The 18,732-nt window shown below is 64.8% G+C and carries 17 protein-coding genes; 11 read left to right on the forward strand and 6 right to left on the reverse strand.

What is annotated here, in order from left to right; all coding sequences use genetic code 11:
- Positions 1 to 215: 215 nt before the first annotated feature.
- The 7 genes from topA (at position 216) to HU230_RS16055 (ending at position 9,065) form a co-directional block, all read left to right on the forward strand.
- The gene (gene topA / locus HU230_RS16025; protein WP_176530856.1) at positions 216 to 2,996 is read left to right on the forward strand and encodes a type I DNA topoisomerase; all 2,781 of its coding nucleotides are present in this window, start codon (positions 216 to 218) and stop codon (positions 2,994 to 2,996) included.
- On the forward strand, positions 2,997 to 5,357 hold the full coding sequence (rnr, locus tag HU230_RS16030) for a ribonuclease R (RefSeq protein ID WP_176530855.1): 2,361 nt from the start codon (positions 2,997 to 2,999) through the stop codon (positions 5,355 to 5,357). It abuts the gene before it with no gap.
- Positions 5,348 to 5,785 carry a DUF983 domain-containing protein gene (locus HU230_RS16035; protein WP_176530854.1) on the forward strand — a complete coding sequence of 146 codons (438 nt, stop codon included), beginning with the start codon at positions 5,348 to 5,350 and terminating at the stop codon, positions 5,783 to 5,785. The genes rnr and HU230_RS16035 overlap by 10 nt, the downstream gene beginning before the upstream one ends.
- 36 nt (positions 5,786 to 5,821) lie before the next feature.
- The gene (locus HU230_RS16040; protein ID WP_176530853.1) at positions 5,822 to 6,571 is read left to right on the forward strand and encodes an NUDIX hydrolase; all 750 of its coding nucleotides are present in this window, start codon (positions 5,822 to 5,824) and stop codon (positions 6,569 to 6,571) included.
- A 233-nt stretch (positions 6,572 to 6,804) separates the two neighbouring features.
- On the forward strand, positions 6,805 to 8,130 hold the full coding sequence (locus HU230_RS16045) for an LLM class flavin-dependent oxidoreductase (RefSeq protein WP_176530852.1): 1,326 nt from the start codon (positions 6,805 to 6,807) through the stop codon (positions 8,128 to 8,130).
- Between the two features lie 128 nt (positions 8,131 to 8,258).
- Positions 8,259 to 8,426, forward strand: a complete 168-nt coding sequence (gene rpmG / locus HU230_RS16050; protein ID WP_018271988.1) for a 50S ribosomal protein L33 — start codon at positions 8,259 to 8,261, stop codon at positions 8,424 to 8,426.
- A 108-nt stretch (positions 8,427 to 8,534) separates the two neighbouring features.
- Entirely contained in the window at positions 8,535 to 9,065 is a 531-nt protein-coding gene (locus tag HU230_RS16055; RefSeq protein WP_176530851.1) for a hypothetical protein, read from the forward strand.
- On the opposite strand, the gene HU230_RS16060 is transcribed toward HU230_RS16055, so the two are convergent.
- The 3 genes from HU230_RS16060 to HU230_RS16070 all read right to left on the reverse strand — a co-directional run bounded on the left by HU230_RS16060 (position 9,062) and on the right by HU230_RS16070 (position 12,386).
- Positions 9,062 to 9,259, reverse strand: a complete 198-nt coding sequence (locus tag HU230_RS16060; protein ID WP_176530850.1) for a hypothetical protein — start codon at positions 9,257 to 9,259, stop codon at positions 9,062 to 9,064. The genes HU230_RS16055 and HU230_RS16060 overlap by 4 nt on opposite strands.
- 3 nt (positions 9,260 to 9,262) lie before the next feature.
- Positions 9,263 to 10,657, reverse strand: coding sequence for an ammonium transporter (locus tag HU230_RS16065; protein WP_176530849.1), 1,395 nt, complete (start codon positions 10,655 to 10,657; stop codon positions 9,263 to 9,265).
- 496 nt (positions 10,658 to 11,153) lie between these two features.
- A complete protein-coding gene (locus HU230_RS16070) occupies positions 11,154 to 12,386 on the reverse strand; it encodes an MFS transporter (protein WP_176530848.1) in 1,233 nt (410 codons plus the stop codon).
- A 133-nt stretch (positions 12,387 to 12,519) separates the two neighbouring features.
- Between HU230_RS16070 and HU230_RS16075 the strand changes: the two genes are divergently transcribed.
- Positions 12,520 to 13,122, forward strand: a complete 603-nt coding sequence (locus HU230_RS16075; protein WP_176530847.1) for a TetR/AcrR family transcriptional regulator — start codon at positions 12,520 to 12,522, stop codon at positions 13,120 to 13,122.
- Positions 13,123 to 13,254: 132 nt separating this feature from the next.
- A complete protein-coding gene (locus HU230_RS16080) occupies positions 13,255 to 14,460 on the forward strand; it encodes a serine hydrolase domain-containing protein (protein WP_224943308.1) in 1,206 nt (401 codons plus the stop codon).
- A 139-nt stretch (positions 14,461 to 14,599) separates the two neighbouring features.
- Here HU230_RS16080 and HU230_RS16085 read toward each other — a convergent pair whose 3' ends face one another.
- Together HU230_RS16085 and HU230_RS16090 are read right to left on the reverse strand one after the other, a co-directional pair.
- The gene (locus HU230_RS16085; protein ID WP_176530846.1) at positions 14,600 to 15,973 is read right to left on the reverse strand and encodes a PleD family two-component system response regulator; all 1,374 of its coding nucleotides are present in this window, start codon (positions 15,971 to 15,973) and stop codon (positions 14,600 to 14,602) included.
- Between the two features lie 15 nt (positions 15,974 to 15,988).
- Complete coding sequence (locus tag HU230_RS16090) at positions 15,989 to 16,354, reverse strand: response regulator (RefSeq protein WP_016845968.1); 366 nt, start codon at positions 16,352 to 16,354, stop codon at positions 15,989 to 15,991.
- A gap of 228 nt (positions 16,355 to 16,582) precedes the next feature.
- Between HU230_RS16090 and HU230_RS16095 the strand changes: the two genes are divergently transcribed.
- Positions 16,583 to 16,882 carry a DUF3572 domain-containing protein gene (locus tag HU230_RS16095; protein WP_050425563.1) on the forward strand — a complete coding sequence of 100 codons (300 nt, stop codon included), beginning with the start codon at positions 16,583 to 16,585 and terminating at the stop codon, positions 16,880 to 16,882.
- On the forward strand, positions 16,861 to 18,177 hold the full coding sequence (locus HU230_RS16100; protein ID WP_176530845.1) for a DNA polymerase IV: 1,317 nt from the start codon (positions 16,861 to 16,863) through the stop codon (positions 18,175 to 18,177). Before HU230_RS16095 ends, HU230_RS16100 begins: the two co-directional genes overlap by 22 nt.
- 121 nt (positions 18,178 to 18,298) lie before the next feature.
- On the opposite strand, the gene HU230_RS16105 is transcribed toward HU230_RS16100, so the two are convergent.
- On the reverse strand, positions 18,299 to 18,700 hold the full coding sequence (locus HU230_RS16105; protein WP_092114816.1) for a RidA family protein: 402 nt from the start codon (positions 18,698 to 18,700) through the stop codon (positions 18,299 to 18,301).
- Positions 18,701 to 18,732: the final 32 nt, after the last annotated feature.

Consider the following 18,732-nt stretch of genomic DNA (forward strand, 5'->3'; position numbering starts at 1 on the left):
GATTCCCACCCTATATATAGAGATACGCCGTTTCCGGCCGCAACTCTAGGACGCATTTTTCAACCCTAGGGATAGGAACTCCACAGCTTGAGCCCTCCCTTCAATATCTGGCGATTTGACACCGACCGCCCCAGCACCCATGTTCGCCCCGACACGGCGGGCCGCGAGTCTAGCGGAACCCGCCTTCAAGTTTTCCCATAAGCCATTGGAATGACATGAATATCGTCATTGTGGAGTCGCCTGCCAAGGCCAAGACGATCAATAAATATCTGGGGTCCTCCTACGAGGTCCTGGCGTCGTTTGGCCATGTTCGCGACCTCCCGGCCAAGAACGGTTCGGTCGATCCGGACGCCAATTTCCAGATGATCTGGGAGGTCGATGCCAAGGCCGCCGGCCGGCTGAACGACATCGCCAAGGCGCTCAAGGGGGCCGACCGCCTGATTCTGGCGACCGACCCTGATCGCGAGGGCGAAGCGATCTCCTGGCACGTGCTGGAGGTGATGAAGGAGAAGCGCGCGCTGAAGGACCAGAAGGTCGAGCGCGTCGTGTTCAACGCCATCACCAAGCAGGCGGTCACCGACGCCATGAAGGCGCCGCGCCAGATCGACGGCGCGCTGGTCGACGCCTATATGGCGCGCCGCGCGCTGGACTATCTGGTCGGTTTCACCCTCTCCCCCGTGCTCTGGCGCAAGCTGCCCGGCGCCCGCTCTGCCGGCCGCGTGCAATCGGTCGCGCTGCGGCTGGTCTGCGACCGCGAGCTCGAGATCGAGAAGTTCGTGCCGAGGGAGTACTGGTCGCTGGTCGCGACGCTGCTGACGCCGCGCGGCGAAGCCTTCGAGGCCCGGCTCGTCGGCGCCGACGGCAAGAAGATCGCACGGCTCGACATCGGCTCCGGCGCGGAAGCCGAGGACTTCAAGAAGGCGATCGAGGCCGCGCTGTTCAAGGTCGCGACCGTCGAGGCCAAGCCGGCCCGGCGCAATCCGCAGGCGCCCTTCACCACCTCGACCCTGCAGCAGGAAGCGAGCCGAAAGCTCGGCTTCGCGCCGGCGCACACCATGCGCATCGCGCAGCGGCTGTATGAAGGCATCGACATCGGCGGCGAGACCACCGGTCTAATCACCTATATGCGAACCGACGGCGTGCAGATCGATCCGTCCGCGATCACCCAGGCTCGCAAGGTGATCGGCGAGGATTACGGCAACGCCTATGTGCCGGATGCCCCGCGCCAATATCAGGCCAAGGCCAAGAACGCGCAGGAAGCGCACGAAGCGATCCGCCCGACCGATCTGTCGCGCCGTCCGGCCACCATCGGCCGAAGGCTCGATACCGATCAGGCGCGGCTCTACGAATTGATCTGGAAGCGCACCATTGCGAGCCAGATGGAATCGGCCGAGCTCGAGCGCACCACCGTCGACATCGAGGCCAAGGCCGGCGCCCGCGTGCTGGAGCTGCGCGCCTCCGGTCAGGTCATCAAGTTCGACGGTTTCCTCGCGCTCTACCAGGAAAGCCGCGACGACGAAGAAGACGAGGATTCACGCCGCCTGCCCGCGATGAGCCAGGGCGAGGCCGTGAAGCGCCAGAGCCTTGCCGTCACCCAGCACTTCACCGAGCCGCCGCCGCGCTTCTCGGAAGCATCATTGGTGAAGCGGATGGAGGAGCTCGGCATCGGCCGCCCCTCGACCTACGCCTCGATCCTGCAGGTGTTGAAGGACCGCGGCTACGTCAAGCTCGAGAAGAAGCGGCTGCACGGCGAGGACAAGGGCCGCGTCGTGGTCGCGTTCCTGGAGAATTTCTTCTCGCGCTACGTGGAGTACGACTTCACGGCCGATCTCGAGGAACAGCTCGATCGTATCTCGAACAACGAGATCGCCTGGCAGCAGGTGCTGCAGGATTTCTGGCGCGGCTTCATCGGTGCGGTCAACGACATCAAGGACCTCCGCGTCGCCGAGGTGCTCGATGCGCTCGACGAGATGCTCGGTCCGCACATCTATCCGCCGCGCACGGATGGCGGCGACGTCAGGCAGTGCCCGACCTGCGGCACCGGCCGGCTTAACCTCAAGGCCGGCAAGTTCGGCGCCTTCGTCGGCTGCTCGAACTATCCGGAATGCCGTTACACAAGGCCGCTCGCGGCGGACAGCGCCGAGAGCGCCGATCGCGTGCTCGGCACCGATCCCGACACCGGGTTCGACGTCACGGTGAAGGCCGGCCGGTTCGGCCCCTACATCCAGCTCGGCGAGCAGAAGGATTACGCCGAAGGCGAGAAGCCGAAGCGCGCCGGCATTCCGAAGGGCACCTCGCCTGCCGATGTCGATCTCCAACTGGCGCTGAAGCTGTTGTCGCTGCCGCGCGAGATCGGCAAGCATCCGGAGACCGGGCAGCCGATCACCGCCGGCCTCGGCCGGTTCGGGCCGTTCGTGAAGCACGAGAAGACCTATGCCAGCCTCGAGGCCGGTGACGAAGTCTTCGACATCGGGTTGAACCGCGCCGTCACGCTGATCGCGGAGAAGATCGCGAAGGGCCCGAGCGGCCGCCGCTTCGGCGCCGATCCGGGCAAGCCGCTCGGCGACCACCCGACGCTCGGCGCCGTCGCGCTGAAGAACGGCCGCTACGGCGCCTATGTCGCGGCCGGCGGCGTCAACGCGACGATCCCGAGCGACCGCACCCCGGACGAGATCACGCTCGCGGAAGCGATCGCGCTGATCGACGAGCGCGCGGCCAAGGGCGGCGGCAAGAAGGCCAAGAAGGCAAAGGCGGAAAAGCCCGCCAAGGCCAAGAAAGCCAAGTCTGAAAAGGCAACGTCTGAGGAGACCGACGGCGACGCCGAGGCCAAGCCTGCCAAGAAGGCTGCGTCGAAGAAGGCCGCGACGAAGCCGAAAACGGATGCGACCAGCAAGGCGCGCGCGCCGGTCGCCTCCGGTGCCAAGACCTCGCCCGCAAAGTCATCGGCACCCGCGAAAGCGCCCGCGAAGAAGAGCGCCGGCAAGGCAAGAGGATAAGTGAAACGAAAACCCGACCATGGCTTTCCGGGCCGGGACGCCATCGTCGCCTTCATCCGCGCCAATCCAGGCAAGGTCGGCACCCGCGAGATCGCGCGCGAGTTCGGCCTGAAGAACGCCGACCGCATCGAGTTGAAGCGGATCCTCCGCGAACTCGCCGACGACGGCACGGTCGCCAAGCGCCGCCGCAAGATCCACGAGCCGGCGGCGCTGCCGCCCACCGTGCTCGCCGACATCACCGGCCGCGACAGCGACGGCGAGTTGATTGCGACGCCCGCCGAGTGGGATTCGGAAGACGGCTCCGCCCCGAAAATCCGCATCGAGACGCCGCGGCGGCCGAAGCCCGGCACCACCGCCGGCGTCGGCGACCGCGCGCTGCTCCACGTCGAGGTGACCGACGAGCACGACGGCACGCCCTATCGCGGCCGCGTCATCAAGGTGATCGATCACGGCCGCGCTCGCATCCTCGGCATCTTCCGCAAGAACCCTGATGGCGGCGGGCGCCTGATCCCCGTCGACAAGAAGCAGGCCGGCCGCGAGCTCAACATCGCCAAGGCCGACAGCGGCGACGCCGAGGACGGCGACCTCATCAGCGTCGACCTGATCCGCACCCGCGGCTACGGGCTCGCCTCCGCCCGCGTCAAGGAACGGCTCGGCTCGATCGCGAGCGAGAAGGCGATCAGCCTGATCGCGATCAACACCCACGACATCCCGCAGGTGTTTTCGTCCTCTGCGCTGCGCGAAGCCGAAGACGCCAGGCCCGCGACCTTGCAGGGCCGCGAGGACTGGCGCGAGGTGCCGCTTGTCACCATCGACCCGCCGGATGCCAAGGATCACGACGACGCCGTTCATGCCGAGGTCGATTCCGATCCGAACAACAAGGGCGGCTTCATCATCCATGTCGCGATCGCCGACGTCGCCTTTTACGTGCGGCCCGGATCCGCGCTCGACCGCGACGCGCTCCAGCGCGGCAACTCGGTGTACTTCCCCGATCGCGTGGTGCCGATGCTGCCCGAGCGCATCTCCAACAATCGCTGCTCGCTGGTGCCGGGCGAACCGCGCGGCGCGCTCGCGGTGCGGATGGTGATCGGCGCCGACGGCCGCAAGCGCTCGCACACCTTCCATCGCGTGCTGATGCGCTCGGCGGCAAAGCTCAATTACGCGCAGGCGCAGGCCGCGATCGACGGCAGGCCTGACGACACGACGGGTCCCCTGCTCGATCCGATCCTGAAGCCGCTGTGGTCGGCCTACGAGCTGGTCAAGCTCGCACGCAACGAGCGCGACCCGCTCGATCTCGATCTGCCCGAGCGCAAGATCCTCCTGAAACCGGACGGCACCGTCGATCGGGTGATCGTGCCGCAGCGGCTTGATGCGCACCGGCTGATCGAGGAGTTCATGATCCTCGCCAACGTCGCCGCGGCCGAGATGCTGGAGAAGAAGGCGCTGCCGCTGATCTATCGCGTGCATGACGAGCCGAGCCAGGAGAAGGTGCACAACCTCCAGGAATTCCTGAAGACGCTCGACCTGCCCTTCACCAAGCAGGGCGCGCTGCGTCCAACGCAATTCAATCGCGTGCTGGCGCAGGTTGCCGGCGAGAATTACGAACCGCTGGTCAATGAGGTGGTGCTGCGTTCGCAGGCGCAGGCCGAATACTCCGCCGAGAACTACGGCCATTTCGGCTTGAACCTGCGCCGCTACGCGCACTTCACCTCGCCGATCCGCCGCTACGCCGATCTAATCGTGCATCGCGCGCTGATCCGCGCGCTCGGCCTTGGCGAGGGTGCCTTGCCGACCGATGAGAGCGTGGAGACGCTGGCCGAGATCGCCGCGCAGATTTCCGTCACCGAGCGCCGCGCGATGAAGGCGGAGCGCGAGACCACCGACCGTCTGATCGCGCATTTCCTCGCCGATCGCATCGGCGCTTCGTTCCAGGGCCGCATCTCCGGCGTGACGCGAGCCGGCCTGTTCGTGAAGCTCGACGACACCGGCGCCGACGGCCTGATCCCGATCCGCACCATCGGCAGCGAGTATTTCAACTACGACGAAGCCCGCCACGCGCTGATCGGCACGCGCAGCGGCACCATGTATCGGCTCGGCGATGTCGTCGACGTGCGCCTGGTCGAGGCCGCGCCGGTGGCGGGCGCGCTGCGTTTTGAGCTATTATCCGACGGTCAGACAATTCCGCGCGGCAGAAAACGCGACGGCGTCGGAACCGAGCGCCGCAGCGCTGGATTTGGCAAGGGGCCCAATAAGGGATCCGGCAAGAAAGCGCACAAGGAGCGGAAGGCACGCAAGAAGAAGGACCGCAAGCCGGCGAAGCCGACATCCGGTAAATCGAAGCGAGGCAAGTCATGGAAGTGACACCGCCCACGGTGGTCTGGACCCGCGACGCAGCTGAGCCAGAGAAGCGCGACGTGTGGACCGCGATGAAGCGCGGGTTCCTTGGCCGCTGCCCACGCTGCGGAAAAGGCAGGCTGTTCCGCAAGTTTCTCAAATGCGACGGCCATTGCCCGGTCTGCGATCTCGATTTCACACCGCATCGCGCCGACGATCTGCCCGCCTATCTCGTCATCGTGATTGTCGGCCATATCGTGGTACCGACCGCGCTGTGGATCGAGACCAACTATTCGCCGCCGGTGTGGCTGCAACTTGCGATCTATCTGTCATTCACGCTGTTCGCGTCGCTGGCGCTGTTGCAGCCGGTGAAGGGAGCCGTGATTGGATTGCAATGGGCCCTGCGCATGCATGGCTTTGACGAGAATCCCCCTAGCGACATCCCGCCGGTCTAGCTAAACCGGGCACCAAGAAGAAATGAAAGGGATGAAATGACTGAAGCTGCCGCCCCTGCCGCCGCCGTCCACCAGGGCGAAAAGGAAGCCGATCATCACGCATACTTCCGGCCGAAGGATGCGGCGACGCTGATCCTGATCGATCGCTCCGGTGCCAAGCCGAAGGTCTTGGTCGGCAAGCGCCACGACAAGGTCGTGTTCATGCCGGGCAAATTCGTTTTCCCCGGCGGCCGCGTCGACAAAGCCGACAACCGCGTGCCGGTCGCAGCCCCGATCACACCGGAGCTCGAAGCCAATCTATTGAAGGGCAGCCCGAAGATCACGCCCGGCCGCGCGCGCGCGCTCGCCAATGCCGCGATCCGCGAAGCCTGCGAAGAGACCGGGCTCTGCCTCGGCCGCAAGGTCGAGAAGTCGCAGAAGCTCGATGGCCCCTGGGCGCCGTTCGCCGACGCTGGTCTCTTGCCTGATCCGTCCGGCCTGTTCCTGATTGCGCGCGCGATCACGCCGCCCGGCCGCGTCCGCCGCTTCGACACGCGCTTCTTCACCGCGGATGCCTCGGCGATCGCGCATCGTGTCGAAGGCGTGGTGCATGCAGATGCCGAGCTGGTCGAGCTCGTGTGGGTCGAGATCGGCTCCGAGCCGCTCGCGGACGCGCACGCCATGACCAAGAATGTGCTCGCCGAACTCGATCGCCGCCTCGCCACCGGCCCGCTCCGTCACGACGCGCCAGTGCCGTTCTTCCATTTCTACGGCGGCAAGATGCAGAAGGACGTGCTGGGGGCGTAGGAGACGCTCGATTCCCGTCATTGCGAGCGAAGCGAAGCAATCCATCTCACTGCTTGCTGAATTGTGGATTGCTTCGTCGCTAGCGCTCCTCGCAATGACGACCGTGAGACGAACGCGGACTTATCCTCCAGCCACCCCTCAAATTGCAAAATTCTTCTGCCGCCGTTGGGATGGCATGCCGCGAAACGCCTCCCTATCTGTTCCGCTAACGACAACAACGACGGAACGGGGCAATGGCGAAGCGTCAACTCAAGCTCGGCGCATTCATGCGGCCGATCAGCATCCACACCGGCGCCTGGCGCTATCCCGGGGCCTGGCCCGACGCCAATTTCAACTTCGACCATATCAAGCAGCTGATCCGAAAGCTCGAGGCCGGCAAGTTCGACGCCTTCTTCATGGCCGACCATCTGGCCGTGCTGAACATGCCGATCAACGCGCTGAAGCGCAGCCACACCGTGACGTCGTTCGAGCCGTTCACCCTGCTCTCGGCGCTCGCGGCCGTCACCGAGAATATCGGCCTGATCGCGACCGGCTCGACCACCTTCGACGAGCCCTATCATGTCGCCCGGCGCTTCGCCTCGCTCGATCACATTTCCGGCGGTCGCGCCGGCTGGAATATCGTCACCACGTCCAATCCGGACGCCGCACTGAATTTCGGCCTCGACGATCACATGGAGCACGCCGAGCGCTACAGGCGCGCCCGCGAGTTCTACGACGTCGTCACCGGCCTGTGGGATTCCTTCGCCGATGATGCGTTCGTGCGCGATGTCGAGTCCGGGCTGTTCGTCGATCCCGACAAGATGCACGTGCTCAACCACAAGGGCAAATATCTCTCGGTGCGCGGCCCGCTGAACATCGCCCGCCCCGTGCAGGGCTGGCCGGTCATCGTGCAGGCCGGCGCCTCCGACGACGGCAGGCAGCTTGCGGCCGAGACCGCGGAAGCCGTGTTCACCGGCGGCGGCAGCCTTGCGGACGGACAGAAGCTTTATGCCGACATCAAGGGCCGCATGGAAAAGATCGGCCGCGATCCCGAGCATCTGAAGATCCTGCCCGGCGCCTTTGTCGTGGTCGGCGACAGCGTCGAGGAAGCCAAGGAGAAGCGCGCGCTGCTCGACAGCCGCGTGCATTACGACAGCGCGATCGCCTCGCTCTCGGTGATCCTCGGCACCGATGCGTCGGGCTTCGATCCCGACGGGCAATTGCCGCCGATCCCGGAAACCAATGCCAGCAAGAGCGGCCGCCAGCGCCTCATCGATGTCGCGGCGCGCGACAAGCTCACCGTGCGCCAGCTCGCCCAGCGCGTCGGCGGCTATGGCGGGCTTGCCTTCGTCGGCACGCCGCAGACCATCGCCGACCAGATGGAAGAATGGCTGACCGGCCGCGGCAGCGACGGCTTCAACATCATGTTCCCCTATCTGCCGCAGGGCCTGTTCGAGTTCGTCGACAAGGTGGTCCCGGAACTGCAGAAGCGCGGGATTTTCCGCACCGAGTACGAAGGGCGGACCCTGCGCGAGAATTTGGGCCTGCCGCGGCCCAAAAATCAGTTCTTCGGGGGGTAATCGGCCCGGAATCGGGGTGGTTTTGGCTCGGAAATCCTTGACTTTGGGCGGTTTCTGGCTAGTTTCCCGGCCAAACGCGGGCCGATTTGGCCGGCTCCCGATATCCCTGCAGTTTCGAGGTTTTGCACATGGCCAAAGCGGTCACCATCAAGGTCAAGCTCGTGTCGACGGCCGATACCGGCTTCTATTACGTCGCCAAGAAGAATTCGCGCACCATGACCGACAAGCTGGTCAAGAAGAAGTACGACCCGGTCGCGCGCAAGCACGTCGAGTTCAAGGAAGCCAAGATCAAGTAAGATCGCCTGCTTCCGACGTTTCGAACGGGGCCCTCGCGGCCCCGTTTTTGCTTTGTAGGCCTGCGTCATCCCGCATGATTCCCGGACAAGTCCGGGCGCAAGGCTCAGATGATCGCAAGCTTGGACGAGGGAAACGCAGGCGGCTACTCGGTCGCCTACGGCCGCGAGGACATCTACTTTCCGGTCTATGTCACGGCCGCTTTGGCCGCGATCTTCCTGACCGCGAGCTGGATCACGGGCGAGATCTATTGGCTGGCGCCGGCGGCCGCGGCGGGCGGCTTCACCTACTACAACATCCCTCTGCTGGAGGCCGGTCGTCCGACCATCGGCGCCAACCAGTACGGCATTTTCATCCAGGCCTTCGGGCTGATTCGCTGGCGCGCCATCACGCGCATCGATCTCGTCGAGATCGCCGAGCGCGCGATGACCGTTCACGAGTTGCAGATCGCGCTCAACGGGCCGCTCGGCAGCGCACTGGTGGCCGATTGGCGCAAGCGGCCGGCCTATCGGCTGCTCATGCGCTTGCCGTGGCGCATGGACCATCGTGGCGTGGTCCGCGTCAGTCTCGAGCCATTCGACCGGACGCCCGACGAGATCCACCGGACGTTCCTCAGGATGTGGCGCTACTACCGGAGCTAGCCCTTGAACGCCTCATCACGCAGATGCGCGTCCGCGATACGCGCATCCGGATTGTGTGTGATAGTCATGAACCAAACGAGGCTGAAGAACAGCGACCACGCTGTGTTCCAATAGAACCAGTTCATCGGATCACCTCGAACAGCTTTGATCCGCGCCAGCCGGCTGACATCGCCGGCTGTGCGGAGTGCCGCCAAAGTCTACTGCACGACCTCGCCGTGCAGTGCCAGATCCAACCCTTCGCGCTCGATGTCTCGCGTCACGCGAAGCCCGACGAAGAGATTGATCACGAACAGGATGATCAGGCTCACCACGGCATCATACACGAAAACCGTCGCGACGCCGATGCATTGATTGAGGAACTGCCCGGGATTTCCCTCCAGAACGCCTGCCGTTCCACCATACTGCTCGACCGCGAACACCCCGGTCAGCAGCGCCCCGACGATGCCGCCGAGGGCATGGACGCCGAAGCAGTCCAGCGCGTCATCGTAGCTGAACAAGCGCTTCAGGCCGGTGCATCCCCAGTAGCAGCAGACGCCGGCGGCAATGCCGATGGCGAAAGCGCCGACCGGACCGACGAAACCGGAGGCCGGCGTGATCGCGACGAGGCCCGCAACGGCACCCGAGCAGATGCCGACGACGGTCGGCTTGCCCTTCAACGCCCATTCCACCAGCATCCAGGTGAAGGCCGCCACTGCCGTCGCGATCTGGGTCACCAGCATGGCCATGCCCGCCTGCATTCCCGCCGTGACGGCGGAGCCGGCGTTGAAGCCGAACCAGCCGACCCACAGCAGCGAGGCGCCGATGAAGGTCAGCACCATGTTGTGCGCCGGCCCCGTCTCGACGCGCTTTCCAAGCATGATGGCGCACATCAGCCCGGCCACGCCGGCATTGATGTGCACCACGGTGCCGCCGGCGAAATCGAGAACCTTGACATAGGCGGCATCATTGCCCGCCGAGAAGATCCCGTCAGGGCCCCAGACCCAATGCGCGATCGGCGCATAGACGAAGATCGCCCACAGCCCGATGAACCAGAGCATCGCCGAGAACTTCATCCGCTCGGCAAACGCTCCGGCAATCAGCGCCGGCGTGATGATGGCGAACGTCATCTGGAAGCAGATGTAAACCGACTCGGGGATGGTCGCGGCAAGCGGATTGGGATTGCCGATGCCACCCTTGCCGATGTCGCTCAGGATGTCCTTGAGGAACATGCGATCCAGACCGCCGATGAACGGCGTGCCGGCACGAAACGCCAGGCTGTAGGTCAGGACGGCAAACAGGATCGTGACCAGGCAGGTGACGGCGAAGCTGGTCATCACGGTGTCGCCGACGTTCTTCTTGCGCACCATGCCGCCATAGAACAGGCCGAGCCCCGGGATCGTCATCATCAGGACGAGCGCGACTGACGTGAGCATCCAGGCGGTGTCGCCCGAGTTCGGCGTGCACTTCTCGAGAATCTTGCCGCCGCAGGCCGGTGGCGCCGCATCCTCAGCCAGCGCGAGGTCGCTAAATAGCAGGCAAAGAACCGCCACCCCCAGCAAGGCAACCACGATTCTCACGAGCTTCTGGCGCGTGTGTGTCCCAGACTCCATCATCGTCCTCCCTTCACAAGAAATGCTGCTGTTCGGAATGGGCGCGGCGCGTTCTGCGCGAGCGAAGGGCGACCTGCGCGCTCGGTTAGGGTGATGTCTCGAAGCGCCGCGGTACGGGTGGCGGGATGCAGCGAAGTCGCTGCGGTATGAGGCCCGACGTAAGGCACAAAGGCCACCTGCTCGGCGGCGCGGCGGAGGCCGTGGTGCGCGGATGGCTGGAGAATGACGGCGACTAGCCTCATCGCGGCCAGCCCTTCCCATGGGTCCCCAGGCCGGAACCGCAGCAACGGCTTCCGGCACGATTTCTAGCCAAATTCAATCAAGATTCGTGCCACCGACGCGTGCGGCGTAACACATTGAAGACACTGTGACTTTAATCCGCGCACGGAACGGCTTCGCGCTCCATTGCACGTTCTCGCAGCAAGCGACCGATGGAAAAATAGGCAGCAGCCGCGACTGCCCTCGCATGGGGCAGTCGCCATCTGGCCGGGATCGGAAGCTAGGCGGCCTTGAGCAGCGGCGGTTGCGCCGGCCGGATCAGCGCGAAGGCGACCTGGATGATGCCGCCGGCAAGACCGAGTGCGATGCCGATCCGCCAGGCCATGGTGTAGGAGCCGAGCGAGTCGTAGATCACCCCTCCTCCGTAGGCGCCGAGGAAGCTGCCGACCTGGTGGCTCATGAAGGCAAGGCCCTGGATCATCGCCTGCCAGCGCAGACCGAACATCTCGGCCACCGCGCCCGCGACCAGCGGACCGACGCCCATCCAGAGGAAGCCCATGATGGCGCCGAACAGCAATGTCGAGCCCGGCGTTGCCGGCAGCATGAAGTACCAGGCGAGCGCCAGCGAGCGCAGGATGTAGATGCCGCCGAGCAGCGCGAGCTTGTTCCAGCGCTGGCCGGCCCAGCCGAAGAACAGCGAGCCCAGCACGTTGAAGCCGCCGATCATGCCGAGCGTCTGCGCGCTCAGCATCGGATCCAGTCCACAGATCGCCAGATACGACGGCAGATGGGTGGTGAGGAAGACAAGCTGCATGCCGCAGACCATGTAGGCGCAGGTCATCACCACGAAGGATGCGTTGCCGAACGCGGTCTTGGCCGCGGTCGCCGCCGTGGCGTTGCCGATATCATCGGCCGAGGGCTTCGGCAGCGGGATCCTGTCGACGCGACCGGCGTACAGCGCGGCTGGAATCATCCCGATCGACAGGATGACGAATCCGGCAAGCCCGACGCGCCAACCAAACCCTTCATTGAGCATCTGGCCGATCGGTGCCGAGAGCAACGCGCCGAGCGAGCCCGCGGCGGAGACGATGCCGAGCACGGTCGAACGCACAGTCTCCGACACCGCGCGCGCTGCGACCGACATGGCGATCGCATTCGCGGTGCAGGCGAGCGAAAGGCCGATCAGCACACCGGCGCCGATCATGATGGCGACGAGCCCATGTGCCGTCGTCATCAGCACGAGGCCCGCGATGTAGGCCAGCGCACCGACCACCATGATCGGGCGGAAGCCGTAGCGCACCGTCATCGCGCCCGCGAGCGGCTGCAGGAAGCCCCAGGCGAGGTTCTGCACCGCCAGCGCCAGCGTGAAATGCGACACCGAGATGCCGATGTCGTGCGTCAGCGGCTGCATGAAGATGCCAAGGCTCTGCCGCAGCCCCATGCTCAGCGTGAGCATGATGGAGGCACCGATCAAAATGGGAAGCGTGGGACGCAGGACCTGCAACAGGGGCATTGTTCTTGTTCTCCCGGATCGGCGCGGCACGATAGCCACAGCCTGCGATTCACGCATGTTTTGGTTACACAGACCTGTGTACTTAGGCTATACAGGGGGAGACCTGTCAAGCGAAGAGGATCACGGCCGGCGCATGGCTTCCCCGCCTCCCAAACAGACCATGAAAGAGCGGATCCTCGAGACCGCCGACAAACTGTTCTACCTGCAGGGCATTCGTGCCATCGGCGTCGACACCATCGCGGCCGAGATCGGCATCAGCAAACGCACGCTCTACAATCACTTCCCGTCCAAGGACGCGCTGATCGAGGCCTATTTGCAGCGCCGCTTCGTGCAGCCCCGCTCCTCCGACAAGCCGCCGGCCGAGCAGATCCTCGCAACCTTCGATTCGCTGGAGCGACGATTCTCGGCGAAGGATTTTCGCGGCTGCCCGTTCGTGAACGCGGTCGCCGAGCTCGGGCCGGACGACGAGGACCGCACCGTCCGCAATATCGCCGTCGCCTTCAAGGAAAGCCGCCGGGTCTGGTTTCGCGATCTGCTGCGGCAGCTTGGCGTTGCCGATGCCGAGGGACTTGCGACCCAGCTGACGCTCTTGGTCGACGGCTCGATCGCGCAGGACCTGGTGCGCGACGATCCAGCCATGGCGCGCGCGGCGAAGGAAGCCGCCCGCGTGCTGCTGGCGAATGCGGGCGTCACGGTCGGCGGCTCCGCGCCCGCGGACAAGAAGCGCACTGGATAAATCCGGTTGCGTACACAAGTCCGGTTTGGTTGGTAGCGTTGACGGCACGCGACGGAATTCCCGACTGGATATTCCGTCCGGCGAGATTGACGGCGACCGCGCGACAACCTGCGGCACAACTGGGGAACGACCATGGACAATCTGAAGGTGACGGCCACCGGCTACGACTTCGCGCCGGCGCGCGCCGCCATGCAGCGCTATATCGACAACAATCTGCTGTCCGGCATCTCCTGGTCGGTTCTGGTCGGGCGCGACATCGCCGACACGGGCTGCGTCGGATGGGCCGACAAGGAAGCGCAGATCCCGCTGCGCACCGACCACATCTTCCGGGTGTTCTCCAACACCAAGCTGATCACCTCCTGCGCGGCGCTGCTGTTGTTCGAGGAAGGCCGGTTCCGGCTTGACGATCCGATCGAGACCTTCATCCCGCAGCTCGGCAACCGCAAGGTGCTGCGGCCGGGCGCGACGTCGATCGATGACACCGAACCGGCGCAGAGTTCGGTCACCATCCGCCAACTGCTGAGCCACAGTGCCGGCTTGAGCTACGGTTTCTTCGATCCCGGCACCGTCATTTTCAAAGCGCTCAACGAGCGCGGCGTGCACAATCCTAATACGACCTTGGCTGAGATGGTCGACGTGCTCGCCGGTCTGCCGCTGATCTATCAGCCGGGTACATCGTGGGAATACTCGCTCGCGATCGATGTGATCGCGCGTCTGGTGGAAGTCGTCAGCGGCCAGACCTTCGACAAATTCATCAAGGCGCGCATCCTCGATCCGCTCGGCATGGTCGATACCGGCTTCGTCGTTCCGGAAAGGGATCAAGGGCGGCTCGTGGCCTACTACGCCGGCGCAGATCTGATGGAGCCGATGAAGCCGGGCCTCACCCGCACCGACGATGCGCCCTTCCCCGGCGCCTATCTGCGCCCGGTCGCAAGGCTCAATGGCGGCGGCGGCCTGGTGTCGACACTGCCCGACATGGTCGCGCTGATCCGCAGCCTGCTGCCCGGCGGACCGACGCTGCTGAAGCCGGACACGATCGCAATGATGATGTCCAACCAGTTGCCCGAAGGACAATGGATCCGCTTCGCGATGATGGGCGAGCAACCCGGCAAGGCGCACGGGCTTGCCGGTGGCCTGATCCTCACCCCCTCGCCGATCGATCATCCCGACGCGGCCGGCGAGTTCTACTGGGGCGGCGTCGCGGGCACGCAGTGGTGGATTTCGCCGAAGACTGGCATCGCCGGCGTCATGATGGCGCAGCGCCAGATGGCGTTCGTCCATCCGTTCTCGTTCGAGTTCAAGCGCATGGCCTATGACGCGGTGAAGCGCGGAAGATAGGTCACCCACCCTGTCGCCACCCGCGCATGCGGGTGACCTAGTATTCCAGAGGCGGTGTTGTCTGAACGAGAGGCCGCGGCGTACTGGATACCCCGCTTTCGCGGGGTATGACGACCGATGGTGCGGAGAGCGTGGCGCGCTACGCAGCGGCCGAAACCACGCGGTTGCGGCCGTCGTGCTTGGCGCGATAGAGCGCGGTGTCGGCGCGCTTGAGCACGTCGCTGACCTGCTCGCCCTTTCGCTCCAGCGTGGTGAGCCCGATCGAGATCGTGACTGTGATCCGCTTGCCGCCCTTGTTGACGGCAAACGGCTCGCCCGCGATCGAGCGGCGCAGCCGCTCGGCGACCATGCCGGCGACATGCAGATCGGTCTCCGGCATCACGATCACGAACTCCTCGCCGCCATAGCGGCAGGCGAGATCGATGCCGCGGATCGACTTGCGGATGCGAACGGCGAATTCGCGCAGCACGTCGTCGCCGGCGTCATGGCCGTAGGTGTCGTTGATCGCCTTGAAGTAGTCGATGTCGAGGATCATCAGCGCCAGCGGCTTGCCGCGGATCGAAGCCTGCTCCGCCAAGGTCGCGAGGTGGCTCTCCATGTAGCGCCGGTTGTTGAGGCCGGTCAGCGCATCGGTGATCGCCATCTCGATCGAGTTCTGGACATTGTCGCGCAGATGATCGGTGTAGCGGCGGCGGCGGATCTGGGTGCGCGCCCGCGCCAGCAATTCGTTCTTGTCGACAGGACGCAGCAGATAGTCGTTGACGCCGATCTCGAGCCCGCGCATCAGCCGCGTGTTGTTGTCGGCATCCGAGACCGCGAGGATCGGCACCTGGCGCGTACGCTCGAGCGAGCGGGCCTGGCTGCACAGCCGCAGGCCATCGAAATTGTCGAGGCTGAGCGAGACGATCAGGAGATCGTAGTTGCCCTCGGCGGCGTGAAACAGCGCTTCCGACGGATTGGTCTCGACGTCGACGGTGTGCTCGGCGGAGAGGATCGGCGCCAGCTTCTCGTAGGACGACGGCCGGTCGTCGACCAGCAGGATGCGGCCGCCGGTACCCCGGTCGGCGATCGCGCTGCGCTCGGGCGCCTGCATGCCGATCTCGAGCGAGGTGATGGCGCGCATGCGCAGCTCATCGGTCATCATCTTCAGCCGTGTCAGCGAGCGCACGCGTGCGATCAGCACGACGTCGGACACCGGCTTGGTGAGGAAGTCATCGGCGCCGGCTTCAAGGCCGCGCACGCGATCGGCAGGACTGTCGAGCGCAGTGACGATGACGACGGGAATGAAATGGGTCGCCGGATTCGACTTCAGCCGGCGGCAGACCTCGAATCCATCCATGTCCGGCATCATGACGTCGAGCAGGATGATGTCGCATTCCGCGCGCGTGCAGATCTCCAGCGCCTCGGTTCCGTTGGACGCGGTCAGCACATCGAAGTATTCGGCTGACAAGCGGGCTTCCAACAGCCTGACGTTCGCCGGAACGTCATCGACGACGAGGATACGCGCGGACATGGCACCACAACTCCCCTATCCGATAAAGCGTCGGACAGTCTCAATAAATTTGCCGACCGAGATCGGCTTGGACAAATAGGCTTCGCAGCCGCCCTCGCGGATGCGTTCTTCGTCGCCCTTCATGGCGAAGGCGGTGACCGCGACCACCGGAATCGTGCGCAGATCGGGATCGTCCTTGATCCAGCGCGTAACCTCGAGGCCGGAAACCTGGGGCAGTTGAATATCCATCAGGATGAGGTCGGGGCGCAGCTTGCGGACGAGATCGAGCGCTTCGAAGCCATTGCTGGTGCCCGAAGTCTGATAGCCATGCGCTTCCAACAGATCGCGAAAGAGCTTCATGTTGAGCTCGTTGTCCTCCACGATCAGGACGGTTTTGGCCATCCCGTCCCTCCCAGACTTAGGAAACAGGCCCGGCTGCGGCACCTCACGCACCGCGCGCGGAGCGCGTCGAAAATGTGAATTCAAACTAGCGCCAGAATCGCTCTAACCCGTTAACCCGGAGTCCAACTTCCGCAGCGTGGTTTCCGTTGCTTGAACACATGCGGAAGACTCGGGCATGATGGGCCTCTCATTAGAGACCATAAGTTAACGGAAAGGCAAACCGGCGCGTTGAAAAAGCCTGTTCACAACCCCCGGGAAGTCGCTGAAATCGTTGCGATTCAGGCGCTCGGCTTCATTGCCGGCGATCCCGAGCGGCTGGGCTTGTTCCTGGCCGAAACCGGAATCGGTCCGGAGACGCTGCGGAACGCTGCGTCCAATCCTCAATTTCTTGCGAGCGTACTCGATTTCGTGATGCGCGACGATGCCACCGTGAAGGCCTTCGCCGCGGCCTCCGAACTGCACCCGACCAACATCGCTGCCGCCCACCAGGTGCTAGGTGACCCGAAATGGGAGCGCGACGTGCCGTGACGACGGCAGCGCCATCTTCCGACGGCCCCCTCAGTTTCTGCCGAGACTGCCTCGGCGATCTCGATATCAAGGTGAAGCGATGCAGCCATTGTGGCTCGCCGCGGCTGGTGCGTCATCGCACCCTGCCCGCGCTGGCGCTGGCGCATATCGACTGCGACGCGTTCTATGCCACCGTCGAGAAGCGCGACAATCCTGAGATCGCCGACCGCCCCGTCATCATCGGCGGCGGCAAGCGCGGCGTGGTGTCGGCTGCCTGCTACATCGCCCGCACCTACGGCGTCCGTTCGGCGATGCCGATGTTCAAGGCGCTGGAACTCTGCCCCGACGCCACCGTGATCCCGCCCGACATGGCGAAATATGTCCGGGTCGGGCGCGAGGTGCGCCAGGCCATGCAGGCGCTGACGCCGCTGGTCGAGCCGCTGTCGATCGACGAGGCCTTCCTCGATCTCTCCGGCACGCAGCGCGTCCACGGCATGATCCCGGCCAAGGTGCTTGCCAAATTCGCCCGCGACGTCGAGCGCGATATCGGCATCACGGTGTCAGTCGGGCTGTCCTGCAACAAGTTCCTCGCCAAGATCGCCTCCGACCTCGACAAGCCGAGGGGCTTCGCCACGCTCGACCAGGACGAGGCGCGCGAGATGCTGGCCAGCAAACCGGTCGGCTTCATCTACGGCGTCGGCCCTGCGACCCAGGAGAAGCTCGTGCAGCGCGGCTTCCGCGTCATCGCCGACCTGCAGCGCGCCGACGAGAACGAGTTGATGAAGCAGTTCGCCAGCGAAGGCCGCAGGCTGTGGCGGCTGGCGCGCGGCATCGACGACCGCACGGTGGTGCCCGATCGCGGCGCCAAGACGATCTCGAGCGAGACCACATTCGAGACCGACATCCGCGATTTTGCAATCCTGGAAAAACTGCTCTGGAAGCTGTCGGAGAAGACCTCGGCGCGGCTGAAAAGCAGCGACCTCTCGGGCTGCACGATCACGCTGAAGCTGAAGACCGCCGACTTCCGCCAGCGCACCCGCTCGCAATCGATCCAGACCCCGACCCAATTGGCCGCAAAGATCTTTGCGGTGACGCGCGAGATGCTGGTGAAGGAGATCGACGGCACTGCCTTCCGCCTGATGGGCGCCGGCGTCAGCGCGCTGCGCCCGGGGGCGCAGGCCAACGACTCCGACATGCTCGACCGCCGCTCGGCGCACGCCGAACGCGCGATCGACAATCTGCGCAAGAAGTTCGGCAACGCCGCCGTGATCCGGGGTATCGCCTATGAGGGGCCGCAGAAGAACGCGGAGGACTAGAAGCTACTCGGTTTCAACGGCCGTCATTGCGAGGAGCGAAGCGACGAAGCAATCCATCGCTCCGCATATACTGAAGCATGGATTGCTTCGCTTCGCTCGCAATGACGATGAGACACTGTCCTCAATCCGCGACGGCCACCGCCTCGATCTCGATCAGCCATTCCGGGGCCGCGAGAGCGGTGACGCCGACGAGGGTAGAGGCCGGCGGCTCCATGCCCTCGAAGAACGCCGAGCGCGCCTTGCCGATGATCGGGCGAAGCTCCGGTCTGTAGCCGACGACGAAGGTCGTGATCTTGACGATGTTGGAATAGCTCGCCCCGGCGGCTTTCAACGCCATGCCGAGGTTCTGCATCACCTGCGTGGTCTGCGCGGCGAGATCGCCGGCGCCGACCACCCGGCCCTCCTCGTCGGTGGAAACCTGTCCAGAAATGTAGATCGTGCGCGCACCCGAGGCGACCACGACGTGGGAGTAAGCCGGATTGTGATGCAGGCCGCTGGGGCGCAGATGGTCGAGCTTGCTCATGATGTGCCTCCCTGACACGCGTGTTTTGGGAA

Origin of the sequence: Bradyrhizobium quebecense, from assembly GCF_013373795.3 — a bacterium.
GTDB classification, from domain to species: Bacteria; Pseudomonadota; Alphaproteobacteria; order Rhizobiales; family Xanthobacteraceae; genus Bradyrhizobium; species Bradyrhizobium quebecense.